Genomic DNA, 13538 nt, shown 5'->3' with positions numbered 1-13538 from the left:
GAGGACCATCACCCTGCGGGAAGGGCGGCCTCGCGCAGCCGGATCGAGTAGTTCGACGCGTTCTGATGCCCGCGCGAGGCGGCGCGCGCAAACATGATGAGGTGATGCGCGATCAGCGCCACGGCGATGAAATTCTCGATCTCGCCTCGCTTGAGCTGGCTCCAGGCAAAGCGCCAGAACGGCCGCTTGTAGTCGCCGAGCACGCCCACCTTCCAGAAAATCTTGCCCATCATGACCAGGCCGCGCCTGATGTTCGGCCAACTCTTCATCTCGTCGCTGACCGGCACCTCGATACGGTTGGCGTAGGTGGTGTCGCATTGGTGCTTGTAGCGCGCGAACAGCCGCTCCGGCTCATAGGCCACCTCCATGCAGCGCCGCCACGCCGTGACCACCTCGTCATAGGGCATCAGGAATTTCACGTTGGAGTCGCGACCGTCATCGTGGACCAGCCTGCCCTCGCGCTCGAGGCGGTCCCACAGGGGCGTCTTCGGCAGCGCCTGCAGCAGATTGATCGTGAGCAGCGGGATCCGGCTCTCCTCGACGAACTGCAGCAGCGCGTCCGCGGTCTGCGGCGTGTCGGTGTCCAGCCCCATGATGATACCGGAGACGACCTCCATGCCGTAGCTGTTGATGGTCCTGATCCCCTCCAGGATCGGCACCATCATGTTGTGATCTTTCTGCATCGCCGTCAGCGCATCTGGATCGGGCGTCTCGATGCCGCAGAAGATGGTGATGAAATAGGCCTCACGCATCTTCTCCAGGATCTCGGGCCGCTTGGCGATGTTGAGCGTGGCCTCGCAGGCGAGCCGCATCACATAGCCGGTGCGCTTCTGCCATTCGATCAGATGCGGCAGCAGCTCCGTCGCGGCTTTGCGGTTGCCGATGAAGTTGTCGTCGACGAAATAGACCGAGCCGGTGACGCCGCATTCCCTGAGCTTGTCCAGCTCGGCGATGATCTGCTGCGGCGACTTGATGCGCGGGTTGCGCCCATAGAGGCCGGGGATGTCGCAGAACTCGCACTGATAGGGGCAGCCGCTGGAATACTGGATACTGCCGAGAAAGTACTTCTTCACCTCGGCGAGCTCGTAGGCCGGCACCGGGAAATCGGTCATCGCCACCCGCTCGTTGGTCCGCAGCACGACCTGCTGCGCAGGCCGTGACGGATCCCGCGCCAGCCGCGCGATCAGCTCGTCGGTCGCATCGCCGAGCTCGCCGACATGCAGATAGTCGAAGCTCGGGTAGTAATCCGGACAGGCGCTGACCGAGGGGCCGCCGAGCGCGACCGGCAGGTCGAACGCATGCGCCCGCTGGCAGATGTCGTTCATCTGCTGACGCTGGATGTGCATGCCGCTGACGAACACCGCTTCGGCCCATGAGAAATCCTCGTCCTGCGCCGGGCGGATGTTCTCATCGATGAAGCGCACCTGCCAGGAACCTGGAAGATAGGCCGCGATCAGCAGCAGCCCCTGCGGCGGCATGAAGGCCTGGATGCCGTCGGTGAGCGGATAGGCATGCTCGAAGGTTCCGAACGACGAAGTGTAGCGCGGAAACACACAGAGAATGCGACGTACCGTTTCGATGCCCTCGAATCTCATCGACTGCCCCTCGCGACAACCCGCTAACCGGTTACCTTACGGCCGAAGATAAGGCTTCGCTACCCCTTCCGGAAAAGTTGAGTGCGATCGCGCCTTCCGCTCCTGTCGCAAGGCGCGACGTCCCCGCCGCGTGCCAGATGCTCACGCTGCCTAGCATGATCAGACGCGACCTGATGAGGCGACCTGATCCGATGCATCGCAATACGGATGGCGGAATGCGAAGGGCGATCCAAAGTTCCAATCGAATGGATAATTGATCGGTCGAGCGCGACGACTGCTCCCGCCTGTCTCCGATCGGCGAACCAATTGCGGAGCGCGTGTGCGCGCGGCCACTGGCTTGCAATGCATTTGCAGGGGAACGAGGGGCCTCGAAATGGCGCATGCCTCCGTAGTCAACCGGATGCCCTGGCGCCCACCCCTGCTGCGGAGCACCAACTAATCGATTGAAACACCAAGCAAAGTGCGCTGTGGTTGCATAATACTGACGGTGTCCACTTAACGCTTTCTCCATGAAGGTTTTGCATAACTATTAACAATCAAGCGCCTCCTCCGTCGTAGCAAAAACTCGCGGTATCTCACCTCATGACCTCACGCCCGACGTCAACGAAGACGGCCACGCGCCAATCCATCGCAGTCAAGCTCTACGCAATCTTTGCGTTGTTTGCGCTATTGACCGCCGCAATCACCTGGCTGTCCGACTACAACTCGCGGCGAGCCACGGAGCTCATCAAAGCCATCGAGACAGCCAATCTCGCCGCTCACAACGTTCAGCTGGTCAACGGCCTTGTCTATGCCGTCGTCATGGAGTCGCGCGGCGTCTACATGTCGACAGACCCCGCCGTCGTGAAGCAATACGGCAACGGCTTGCTCAAGTTCAATGCCGACATCCTGAAGGTCGTCGACAAGTGGCAGGCGATCGTCCAGGCCGACGACGCCCAGCAATTCGCAACGTTCAAGAAGCGGATCGAGCAATTCGTCGAATTCCGCGCCGAACTGGTCCGCCGCGCCAATGAAATCAGCCCGGCTGCGGGACGCGAGTGGGGCGACAACGATGCCAATCGCTCCGTGCGCAAGGCGCTCAACACGGATCTCGAGGCGCTGTCCAAGGTCTATGTCGAGCGCGCAGGAAAGATCGCCGAGGAAACGGCGCTGAACAACAAGCTCTCGCTCGTGCTGACCGGCCTTGGCGGCCTGATGCTGGTTCTGGTCGCAGCCGGCGTGGTGATCATCGCCCGCTCGATCGCTCGGCCGCTGTCTCAGATCACCGATACGATCCGCCGGGTCGCGACCGGCGCCGAGAACGTCGAGGTGCCGCATGCCGGGCGCGCCGACGAGGTCGGCGAACTGGCCCGCGCCATCGGCGTGTTCCAGCAGGCGATGGCCCACAACCGCGACCTCAATGCCCAGGTCTCGCAGGACTCGGAAATCCGCGAAGCCCGGGCCCGCCACATCGAAACCGCGGTCGAGGAATTTCGCACGGCGATCGGCAGCGTGATGCGGACCGTCACCGAGAACGCCGCCGCGATGCGCACCACCGCCGAGACGATCACGCGGCTGACGGCCGACGCCAACGAGCGCGCGGTCACCGCGGCCGGCGCCACGTCGCAGGCCTCGACCAACGTCTCCGCCGTCGCCAGCGCCGCCGAGGAGCTGTCGACGTCGGTCGAGGAGATCGGCCGGCAGATTCGGCAGTCGGCCGGCGCCGTCGAGCAGACCGGCCAACGCACCGAGAAGTCGGTCACGGAGATCGAGGGCCTTGCCGCCGCCACCCAGCGCATCGACGGCGTGCTGACCCTGATCCAGACCATCGCCGAGCAAACCAATCTCCTCGCGCTGAATGCGACCATCGAGGCCGCCCGCGCCGGCGAGGCCGGCCGTGGCTTTGCCGTGGTCGCTCACGAGGTCAAGGCGCTGGCCGGGCAGACGGCCAAGGCGACCGAGGAGATCAGCCAGAACGTCGGCCTGATCCAGGCCTCGACCAAGACCGCGGTCGACGCAGTCCGCGAGATTGGCCAGGCGGTCCGCGGCATCAACGAGATCACCTCGAACATCTCCAATGCCATCCAGCAACAGGACCAGGCGACGCGGGAGATCTCGACCAACGCGCAGTCGACTGCCCAGGGCAACCAGACGCTGGTCATGAACATCGACTCGCTCCGCGACGCCATCAGCGAGACCTCGACGGCCGCCGCCTCCGTCCTGTCGGCATCCGGCGACCTCAACGCGACCGCGCAGACGCTCGCCAACGAGGTCGAGAAGTTCTTCCAGAACCTCCGCTCGGGTCCCTCCGCGGAGATGCGGCTGCGCAAGGCGAGCTGACGGCGGCGAGCCATCGGTTGCGGAAATCGCCCCCGCAAGACGTGATCCGTTCCGACACCGGAACCGTTTCTTGGTTTTTGGAGAGCCCTCGTGCGCCAGACAGCCAAGAAACTTCCGTTCGCCTGCGACCCGGTTGCGGTCACCCAGGATGACGTCGAGGACGCCATCCGCACCATCCTGACCTGGATCGGCGAGGACCCGTCACGCGAGGGTCTCTCCGAGACCCCGGCCCGCGTCGCGCGGGCCTACAAGAGCTATTTTTCCGGCTATGAGCAGAACCCCGAGGAGTATCTGCGCAAGACGTTCGAGGAGACCGCCGGCTACGACGAGATGGTGCTGTTGCGGAACATCCCGTTCCAGAGCCATTGCGAGCACCACATGGCGCCGATCATCGGCCGCGCCTGGGTCGGCTACGTGCCGCGCAACCGCGTGGTCGGGATTTCCAAGCTCGCCCGGGTCGTCGAGGCCTATGCCAGCCGGCTGCAGATCCAGGAGCGCATGACCGCCGAGATCGCCAACATCATCGACGAGGTGCTACAGCCGCAGGGCGTGGCGGTCGTGATCAAGGCAGCCCATCACTGCATCAGCTCGCGCGGCGTCAAGAAGCACGGCGTCGATCTCACCACCAGCCGCATGCTCGGCTGCTTCCGCACCGACCCGATGAGCCGCCAGGAGTTCCTGGCGATGGTCAATTCGGACCTGAAGGATTGAGGGGCACGGAAAATCGTCCGCCCGCTGTGATCCAGCCGTCCATGAGCCACGTTATCCGGGATCAAGCATGCGTGCCGGGGACCATGACCACGCGATGAGAGCGGCTGGATTAGCGCAATGGAACGTGGCATCGTCCCGGCATCGATTTGCACGGGCCTTGGGCGCCCGTACCAAGGTGAATGTGAGCAGAGGGCCGAAGGCGACTGTGGATTGGGCTGAATTGATCGGACGCGTCGCCGCGCGCGGCGACCGCGAGGCGTTCAAGGCCCTGTTCGCGCATTTTGCGCCCCGCATCAAAGGTTTCCTCATCAAGACCGGCTGCAACGCCGACGACGCCGAGGAAATCGCCCAATCCACCATGGTGGCGGTGTGGACGAAGGCGGGGCAATTCGATCCGTCGACGGCCGGCGCGGCCGCCTGGATCTTCACGATCGCGCGCAACCAGCGGATCGACGCCGTGCGCAAGGCTGCTCGCGACAGCCGGCTGAGCAGAGAAGTGGGGCGCGACGAGGAAGCCGATCCGACGCCCGCAGCCGACCAGATCGTCTCGCGTGTCGAAGATGCCACACGGGTGGCGGCCGCGATCGAAAGATTATCGGCGGAGCAATCCACCGTGATCCGCCTGTCGTTCGTTGAAGAACGACCGCATTCGGAAATCGCGGCAGTGCTCGGCCTGCCGCTGGGTACGGTAAAGTCACGAATCAGACTGGCGATGAATCGCCTGAGAGACCTGTTGGACGACGCGACATGACGATCAGCCACCACCCGCCGGAAGACCTGCTGGCCGACTACGCCACTGGTGCGCTCGACGAGGCCGAGCGGCTGGTCGTCGGTGTCCATGTCGCCGATTGCGGCCGATGCCAGCGCTTCGTCCGCGCCATCGAGCAGCTGGCCGGCGCCTCGCTGGACGCGGCCGAGCCGATCGCGACGGGCGCGGATGCTTTCGATGCCGTGATGGCCCGCATCGATCGACGCCCGCAGGCGGCGCCGCAGGTGAGCGAGGTCGCCGAGCACGATCCCGAGCTCGCGGATCTCCCCGAGATGGTCAAGCGCTGCAAGATCGGCAAGCGCCGGCGCGTGGCACCCGGCATCAGCATGCGCCCGATCCTGCTGCCTGGCACCGGCAAATCGCGCGCCTTCCTGCTGCGCTCGGAGCCAGGGGCGCGGATGCTGGAGCATACGCATTCCGGCAATGAGCTGACCTGCGTGCTGAAGGGCAGCTTCAGCCATCTCGGCGGCTATTACGGACCCGGCGACTTCGACTATGGCGACGACGAGGTCGACCATCGTCCGGTGGTCGGTGACGAGGGCCCCTGCCTCTGCCTCGTCGCCATGACCGGCGACCTGCGCATGCACGGCCTGCTCGGCCGCCTCATCAGCCCCTTCGTCCGGCTCTGAGCTTTGATCGCATCGTGGCGAGCCGCCGCGGAGCAATCAAGACGAGCTCGATCGGCTGGACGATTCGCCACTTCCCTCCGCGCGATACCGACAGCACGCTGGCGGTGATCCGCATCTGACTCTGACCCGTTTCCGCTCAGAGAGAGCGCATGGAGGAGAATGATGCGATCAGCAAGCGCGGATCAGAAGGGTTGCGTCGCGCATCTTGGCAGCCTGCTGGCCCGTGCCGGACGCGACGATGAGCAAGCCTTTGCCGAGCTCCATGCTGCGACGATCTTGAAGATGCGGAAGACCGTGCGCGCCTTGCTGCCGTCCGCGGCTGATCTCGACGACATCCTGCAGGATGGCTACCTGAAGATCTGGCGGCATGCCGCGAGCTTCGACCCGACGCGCGCCTCGCCCATCACCTGGATGTGCAGCATCATGCGCAACACCGCGATCGACGCGCTGCGCGCCACCGGCGTGCCGACCTCGGAGCTCGATGAGGCCCTCGCGATCCCTGATCCCGCCGACAACGCCGCCGACGAATTCGACTACGCGCTGGCGGAACCGATCGCCCGCGAGGCGCTTGAGCGGCTGCCGGAGGAGCGCCGACGGCTGCTGGCGCTCGCCTATCTCGAGGGCGAAAGCCGGACGCGTCTGTCGGAACGGTTTGGCGTGCCGGTCGGCACCATCAAGACCTGGCTGCATCGCAGCCTGCTCACGGTGCGCAAGGACTGTCTTGGCCAGGCCCACGCGGTTACCGCGGCGGCCGCCTGATCGGCTGCATGGCGTGATGACCAAGGTCCCATGACCAGGACACGTGCCGTAAGACACCTTGTCATCGTGCTGGGCGACCAGCTCGATGCGGACTCGGCGGCCTTCGACGGCTTCGACCCGGAGCAGGACGCCGTGCTGCAGATGGAGGTCAGCGACGAGGCCAGCTACGTTCCGCAGCACAAGATGCGCATCGCGTATTTCTTCGCGGCGATGCGCCACTTCCGCGCCGATCTCGAGAGCCGCGGCCGCACCGTCCATTACGTCCGGCTCGATGATCCCGCCAACACCGGCGCACTCGACAGCGAGATCGCGCGGCATCAGGCGGCGCTGCGGCCTGCGGCGACCATCGTGCTGGAGCCCGGCGATTTTCGCGTGCGCGAGGGCTTGCGCAAGCTGCCGCAGCGGCCCGACATCCGCGCCGACCGCCACTTCCTGTGCACGGCGGAGGAGTTCGACGCCTTCACCGAGCGCCATCCGCGCCCGATCATGGAGACGTTCTACCGCGCGATGCGGCGCAAGACCGGCATCCTGATCGACGAGAGCGGCCGCCCGGTCGGCGGCAGCTGGAATTTCGACGCCGAGAACCGCAAGGGATTCGGCAAGTCGCGCCCGCCGATCCCCGTCGCCAGATCCTATGCGCCCGACGCGATCACGCGCGACGTGCTCAAGCTGGTCGCGGCGCGCTTCTCCAACAGTCCCGGCAAGCTCGACCGCTTCGACCTGCCGGTGTCGCGCGTCGACGCGCTGACCGAGCTTTCCGATTTCGCCGGCTGGCGCCTCTCCTTGTTCGGCACCTATCAGGACGCGATGCTGAGCGACGAACCGTTCCTGTATCACTCGCGGCTGTCGGGCGCGCTGAACCTGCACATGCTGAATCCGCGCGAGGTGGTCGCGGCCGCGCTTCAGAGCCGCAACGCGCCGCTGAACGCGCTCGAGGGCTTCGTCCGCCAGATCATCGGCTGGCGGGAATTCGTGCGCGGCATCTATTGGCAGCGCATGCCTCACTACGCCGATGAGAACGCGCTCGACGCCGGCCTGCCGATGCCGCGCTTCTACTGGACCGGCGAGACCGAGATGCGCTGCCTGGCGCAGGCGATCGGCCACACCATCGACCATGCCTATGCGCATCACATCGAGCGGCTGATGGTGCTCGGCCTGTTCGCGATGCTGCTCGGCGTCCGGCCCTACGATGTGCACCTCTGGCACATGTCGATGTTTCACGACGCCATCGACTGGGTATCGCTGCCCAACACGCTCGGCATGAGCCAGCATGGCGACGGCGGCGTGGTCGGCACCAAGCCCTATGCGGCGTCGGGCCACTACATCGACCGCATGAGCGACCATTGCCGCAACTGCCGCTACGATCCGAAGCAGGCGACCGGCGACAGGGCCTGCCCGTTCACGACGCTGTATTGGAGCTTCCTCGCCAAGCATCGCCGCCGCTTCGCCAATAATGGCCGCATGCGCAACCAGTACGTCAATCTCGAGCGCCGCAGCGCGGCGGAGATCCGCGCCATCCGCAGCCACGCCGACGCGATCGCGTCGGCCCTGGTGTAATCCGGCGTTCGCCGGTCTGAACAGCGCTCACGGCTTGCTGGCCGGACGCCGATCAGTCATATCTTGGGCAGTTCCATCCCGGCACTCCGCCGATCGAGCCCGGAATGCCTCACCCATGACCGCTGCCATCGTCGCCGTCTTCACGCTCGCCTATGCCGTGGTGGCGCTGGAGCATCCGTTCCGGATCAACAAGGCCGCCACCGCTCTGGTCGGTGCCGGCCTGATGTGGACCATCTACGCCGTCATGGGCGGGACCGCGCCGGCCGTTGCGGCTGAGCTCAACGAGTCCGTGGCCTCGACCGCGCAGATCATCTTCTTCCTAATCGGGGCGATGACCATCGTCGAGGTCATCGACGCGCACAACGGCTTCGAGGTCGTGACCTCGCTGATCAGCACCAGGAATCAGGTCACGCTGGTGTGGCTGGTTGGCTTCGTGACCTTCTTCCTCAGCGCCATGCTCGACAACCTCACCACCGCGATCGTGATGGTGTCGCTGATGAAGAAGCTGTCGGGGCGTGACGAAGATCGCCTCGTGTTCGCCGCCATCATCGTGATCGCCGCCAATGCCGGCGGCGCGTGGTCGGCGATCGGCGACGTCACCACCACCATGCTGTGGATCGGCGGCCAGATCACGCCGCTCGCGATCATGAAATCGGTCTTCATCCCCTCGCTCCTGAACCTGCTGGTGCCGCTCGCCGTCGTCAGCGTCACGCTGCGCGGCAAGCAGCTCGTGCCGCCCGCGAGCGCCGGCCTCGCCTCGATCAGCCCGATCCTGCCGTTCGAGCGCAATCTGATGTTCTTCATGGGCCTTGGCATCCTGGTCGCCGTGCCGGTGTTCAAGGCGGTGACGCATCTGCCGCCGTTCATGGGCATCCTGTTCGGGCTCGGCCTGCTCTGGATGGTCGGCGAGATCATCCATCGCGAGAAGGCCTCGGAGCAGAAGCAGCGCCTGACGCTCGTGCATGCGCTGACCCGGATCGACATGCCCTCGATCGTGTTCTTCATCGGCATCCTGCTGGCCGTCGCAGCGCTGGAGCACACCCACATTCTGCAAGCGCTGGCGCAATGGCTCGACCGCACCGTCGGCCGGCTCGACCTGATCGTGATCGTGCTCGGCCTCGCCAGCGCCGTCATCGACAACGTGCCGCTGGTCGCAGCGTCCATGGGCATGTACGGCCTGAGCCAGTTTCCGCCGGACAGCTTCCTGTGGGAGTTCGTCGCCTATTGCGCCGGCACCGGCGGCTCGATCCTGATCATCGGCTCCGCGGCCGGCGTCGCCGCGATGGGGCTCGAGAACATCCACTTCTTCTGGTACGTCCGGCGCATCAGCGGCATCGCCCTGCTTGGCTATTTTGCCGGCGCCGCCGCCTACGTCATCCAGTACAATCTGCTTCACTGAGAGGGATCGACGCATGGGATGGTCGTGGCATAGTCTTGCAGCCGTCGCGACCGCCATGCTCATCGGCATCGGAGCTGGCCGCGCCGACGACGCAACGATCCGCAGCGGCTACGCGCTCGGCCCGGCCAGTTGCGGCGACGGCGCCCTCACCTTTCCGCGCCTCCAGATCGACATGAAGCCCGGCTTCTGCGCCGGCCTCGTCGCCAGCCGCGACGACGGCCTGCGATTTCCCCGCAGCATCGTGCAGATTCCCGGCCATCCGTTGTTCGTGATCGCGGACATGGGTGGCTGGGGCCATGACGACGGCCGCCTCCTCATCCTCGATCCCGCGGCGCCCGCAGGCCAGCGCGTCCGCGAGGCGATCACCAGGCTGTCCTATCCGTTCGGCCTCGCCGCGGGTCCCGACGGCAGGATCTACGCTTCGACCGACACCGCGATCTTCCGCTTCGATCCGCTCGCCGCGAACCCGAGAGCCACCATCGAGACCATCATCCGCGATCTGCCCGGGCGCCGCCTGACCTTGCCGGACGGCACCCGGATCGCGGAGAGCGCGCATCCGCTGAAGGCCTTCGCCTTCGACCGCAACGGGCGGCTGTTCGTCAACATCGGCTCGCACAGCGACAATTGCCTGTCGCCGGCGCCGATCACGCACCCCTGCGCGGCGGGCGACGGCACCTCGCCGCTGGCTTCCATCTGGTTGTTCACGCCGCCCGCCGGCGGCCTCTTTCCAGCGCTGAAACCCGGCGATTCCGCTCCGCCCCATGAGGTGTTCGCGCGCGGCTTGCGCAACTCGATGGCGCTGGCGCTGCATCCGCGCTTTCCCGATCCCGGCACCGCGTTCCTGCAGGGCGAGAACGCGCGCGACCTGCAGGACATCTTCGCGCCCAACGAGGAGATCAACGCGATCGAGCAAGGCCGCCACTATGGCTGGCCCTATTGCTACGACCTGACGACGCCGAGCCCGGAATTCAAGCGCGTGCTGCAGTCCGGCGCGCTCAAGAACCTCTGCAACACCACCACGCTCTACAAGCAGCCCTGGTCGCTGCTGCCGCCGCATGGCGCGCCGCTCGGCATGCTCTACTACACCGGCGATCGCTTCGACGACCTGAAGGGCAAGCTGCTGGTCGGCCTGCATGGCTATCGGCCGACCGGCAGCCGGCTACTCGCCTTCGAGGTCGACCCGCACGGCTTCCCCAAGCTGAGCCCGGCGCCGGTGCGCTACCATGTGAGCTGCGCCGCCGAGCCAACCCGCGCTTTCCAGACCGCAGCCGGTCCCGCGCCGGCCGCCGCGTTCGACGAGATCATCACGGGGTGGCATCGCGTCAACGGCATCCGGCCGCAGGGCGCGCCGGTCGGCATGACCATCGCCGACGACGGCGCGATCTGGCTGGTCGAGGACAAGAACCAGACCGTGATCCGCATCGACCGCTCTGGCGAGGCGGCCCCCGAACCCCTGCCCTGCGACATCAGGAGCGAGGCGCTGATCGACCGGCTTGCGGCTTTCGTGATGCAGGACGCGGCGAGTCGCGCGCGGCTCACGACCGTGCGCAGGAGCCTGATCGAAAAACATTGCAGCGGCTGCCATTCGGATTTCGGCCTCAAGGCCGAGCAATCCGATGACGACAAGGACCGCGCCGTGCTGCGCTTCATGCTGGCGCAAGACGGCTGGATCTATCCGGGCGATCCCGAAGCCGGCCGGCTGCGTCAACGATTGCGCGGATTGGGTGCCGAGCGGCAGATGCCGCCGGGCGCCAACCTCATCAAGACGGAACCAGGCTACGCCAGGGTACTTGATGTGGCGGACGATCTGGTCGCGCGTATGATTCCAGGAACCAGGATGCGGGTGAAACCGGGCGGCCCTCCGCATCGCAAGTTCTTCGCCGGCGACGGCCGCGAATGCGGCGAGATCCCGTTCGGCAAGGTCGTCGTGATGACCGAGAGGTCTGCCGTCAATAAGCCCGGCTTCAGCCGTTTCTTCCGGCCCGCCGATACCTACCTCAACGGCACCTGTACGGACGACAATGGCTATTACATCCAACAGCAGTTTCTGGTGCCGCTCTGACCGGCTTGCAATGGGCCGTAGGGTGGGCAAAGCGACCGCCGCAGGCGGCGCATGCCCACCGGCCGCGCGCACCGGCGCTGATGCTGGTGGGCACGGCGCGCACGAGCGTGCGTTCGGGCGCAAGCGGCGTCGCCCTGCGCCTTTGTCCACCCTACGCATCTCGGGTTTGGCGACTGTTCTCATGCTCTTGCTTGCGAGCGCGCCCACCCTCGCCGCACCAAAACTGTTCGAGAGCACCCAGCTCACTCCATCCGGCGAATACACCTTCGGCATCGAGGGGCCCGCCGTCGACCGCGACGGCAATCTGTTCGTCGTCAATCTCGGCAAGGCCGGCACGATCGGCAAGCTCGCGCCGGGGGCGACGGCCTCCGAAAAGTTCACCGAGCTGCCCGACAACAGCATTGGCAACGCCATCCGCATCGACGCCACGGGCACGATGTTCGTCGCCGACTACAAGCGCCACAACATCTTCGCCATCGCCCCCGGCACGACCGAGCCCCGCCTCGTCTTCCATGCCGATGACATGAGCCAGCCCAACGACATCACGCTGGCGCGCGACGGCACGATCTATGCGAGCGATCCCAACTGGAAGGCGCGCAGCGGCCGCATCTGGCGGATCGCGAAAGGACCCGACGGATCCTTGCAAGGCGCAGCCATGTCGGCGCCGCGTGCCATGGGCACCGCCAACGGCATCGATCTCAGCCCAGACGGCCGCACGCTCTATGTCGGCGAATCCAACAGCGGCGAGCTCTGGTCCTATGCGATCGACGGCGACGCGCTGACACGGCCAAAGCTGATCAAGACCTTCGAGCCGAACACGATCGACGGACTGCGCACCGACGCCAGCGGCCGGCTGCTGGTCGCGCGCATCCTCAAGGGCAGCATCGCCATGCTGGCGCCGGATGGGCGCATGATCCGGGAGATCGCGCTGAAAGCCAAGGAGCCGACCAACCTCGCCTTCGGCGGCACCGACGGCAAGACCGTGTATGTGACCCAGCGCCAGGGCGGCTTCATCGAGTCGTTTCGGACTGATGTCGAGGGGCGAGAGCATTGTTTGCAGATGCGGAAGTGCTGAGCTTCTCTGCTGGTGCCGGATTGAGCATGCCGCTCGCTGTCTGAACGACAACTAATAGATCGCGCATATCCGCCATGCTCGAATTGCCCGTCGTGCCAGTTTGTCGCACGCTTGCCCACTTGCCTCGTCGGGCAAATCAGACCGATGTTTCCGGCCAACCCGGGCTCGTGAGAGGGGCGTATCGCGGTCGTCACGAACGTGGAGCCTGGGGAGCGGTGGGCGTGTGGTGCTGCAGCGTGATCAGTCGCGCGGACGAACGGCATGATGCGCACGGTGAAGTCGTGATGTCCCGACACCCCGATGCTGGTGTCAACCTGGCGCAATACGATCGCGCTGGGGATGGTGGCCAGAAAGCCCGGCGCACCAGGGAGACCACGTATAAGCCGTAAAGCCATCGCGCAGGGAATGCCGGGTTGATCCGGCTGCACCTGTGGTTCCTGCCGCCTGCATTCTTTTCGCAGGCGGGCCATGGGTGAGGCCATCACCCGGCATTCCCTGCGCCCTCTTGTTCTCAGAGGGTTCGAGCTATCCTTCATGACTCGGACAGATCGTGTCGCGAGAACGCCGCCCCGTACCCCGTGTCATGTCCGCGCAGGCGGGCATCCGGTACGCCGCGGCGTCTCGATTCATCACCCCTTCCGGCGAGTACTGGATCGTGAGGCC

At 65.6% G+C, this 13538-nt stretch carries 10 protein-coding genes; 9 read left to right on the top strand and 1 reads right to left on the bottom strand.

The annotated features are described in order from the left end of the window. Positions 1–8: 8 nt before the first annotated feature. Positions 9–1595 (bottom strand): B12-binding domain-containing radical SAM protein, encoded by a 1587-nt coding sequence (locus tag QW863_RS05965; RefSeq protein ID WP_315714897.1) that lies wholly within the window; start codon positions 1593–1595, stop codon positions 9–11. Positions 1596–2177: 582 nt separating this feature from the next. Between QW863_RS05965 and QW863_RS05960 the strand changes: the two genes are divergently transcribed. The 9 genes from QW863_RS05960 (at position 2178) to QW863_RS05920 (ending at position 12875) form a co-directional block, all read left to right on the top strand. After that, the gene (locus tag QW863_RS05960) at positions 2178–3914 is read left to right on the top strand and encodes a methyl-accepting chemotaxis protein (protein ID WP_315714898.1); all 1737 of its coding nucleotides are present in this window, start codon (positions 2178–2180) and stop codon (positions 3912–3914) included. A 90-nt stretch (positions 3915–4004) separates the two neighbouring features. Beyond that, positions 4005–4625 (top strand): GTP cyclohydrolase I FolE, encoded by a 621-nt coding sequence (gene folE / locus QW863_RS05955; RefSeq protein ID WP_315714899.1) that lies wholly within the window; start codon positions 4005–4007, stop codon positions 4623–4625. 205 nt (positions 4626–4830) lie between these two features. Next, positions 4831–5376 carry a sigma-70 family RNA polymerase sigma factor gene (locus tag QW863_RS05950; RefSeq protein WP_315714900.1) on the top strand — a complete coding sequence of 182 codons (546 nt, stop codon included), beginning with the start codon at positions 4831–4833 and terminating at the stop codon, positions 5374–5376. Further along, positions 5373–6023 (top strand): ChrR family anti-sigma-E factor, encoded by a 651-nt coding sequence (locus QW863_RS05945; RefSeq protein ID WP_315714901.1) that lies wholly within the window; start codon positions 5373–5375, stop codon positions 6021–6023. Before QW863_RS05950 ends, QW863_RS05945 begins: the two co-directional genes overlap by 4 nt. A 162-nt stretch (positions 6024–6185) precedes the next feature. Continuing rightward, a complete protein-coding gene (locus tag QW863_RS05940) occupies positions 6186–6782 on the top strand; it encodes an RNA polymerase sigma factor (protein WP_315714902.1) in 597 nt (198 codons plus the stop codon). A gap of 30 nt (positions 6783–6812) precedes the next feature. Beyond that, positions 6813–8339, top strand: a complete 1527-nt coding sequence (locus QW863_RS05935; protein ID WP_315714903.1) for a cryptochrome/photolyase family protein — start codon at positions 6813–6815, stop codon at positions 8337–8339. 115 nt (positions 8340–8454) lie between these two features. Continuing rightward, positions 8455–9738, top strand: a complete 1284-nt coding sequence (nhaD, locus tag QW863_RS05930; RefSeq protein ID WP_315714904.1) for a sodium:proton antiporter NhaD — start codon at positions 8455–8457, stop codon at positions 9736–9738. A gap of 13 nt (positions 9739–9751) precedes the next feature. Further along, entirely contained in the window at positions 9752–11800 is a 2049-nt protein-coding gene (locus QW863_RS05925) for a PQQ-dependent sugar dehydrogenase (protein ID WP_315714905.1), read from the top strand. A gap of 181 nt (positions 11801–11981) precedes the next feature. After that, on the top strand, positions 11982–12875 hold the full coding sequence (locus QW863_RS05920; protein ID WP_315714906.1) for an SMP-30/gluconolactonase/LRE family protein: 894 nt from the start codon (positions 11982–11984) through the stop codon (positions 12873–12875). The last annotated feature ends 663 nt before the right edge of the window (positions 12876–13538 follow it).

Origin of the sequence: Bradyrhizobium sp. SZCCHNR1017 (genome assembly GCF_032381375.1) — a bacterium.
In the GTDB taxonomy this organism is placed as follows: Bacteria; Pseudomonadota; Alphaproteobacteria; order Rhizobiales; family Xanthobacteraceae; genus Bradyrhizobium.
This window is presented reverse-complemented; position numbering and strand designations above follow the sequence as displayed.

Excerpts from the sequence above, each read along its gene's own strand:
- QW863_RS05935 (WP_315714903.1), top strand. The coding sequence starts at position 6,813 with ATGACCAGGACACGTGCCGTAAGACACCTTGTCATCGTGCTGGGCGAC.
- QW863_RS05940 (WP_315714902.1), top strand. The coding sequence starts at position 6,186 with ATGCGATCAGCAAGCGCGGATCAGAAGGGTTGCGTCGCGCATCTTGGC.
- QW863_RS05960 (WP_315714898.1), top strand. The coding sequence starts at position 2,178 with ATGACCTCACGCCCGACGTCAACGAAGACGGCCACGCGCCAATCCATC.
- QW863_RS05920 (WP_315714906.1), top strand. The coding sequence starts at position 11,982 with ATGCTCTTGCTTGCGAGCGCGCCCACCCTCGCCGCACCAAAACTGTTC.
- nhaD (WP_315714904.1), top strand. The coding sequence starts at position 8,455 with ATGACCGCTGCCATCGTCGCCGTCTTCACGCTCGCCTATGCCGTGGTG.
- QW863_RS05965 (WP_315714897.1), bottom strand. The coding sequence starts at position 1,595 with ATGAGATTCGAGGGCATCGAAACGGTACGTCGCATTCTCTGTGTGTTT.
- QW863_RS05925 (WP_315714905.1), top strand. The coding sequence starts at position 9,752 with ATGGGATGGTCGTGGCATAGTCTTGCAGCCGTCGCGACCGCCATGCTC.
- QW863_RS05945 (WP_315714901.1), top strand. The coding sequence starts at position 5,373 with ATGACGATCAGCCACCACCCGCCGGAAGACCTGCTGGCCGACTACGCC.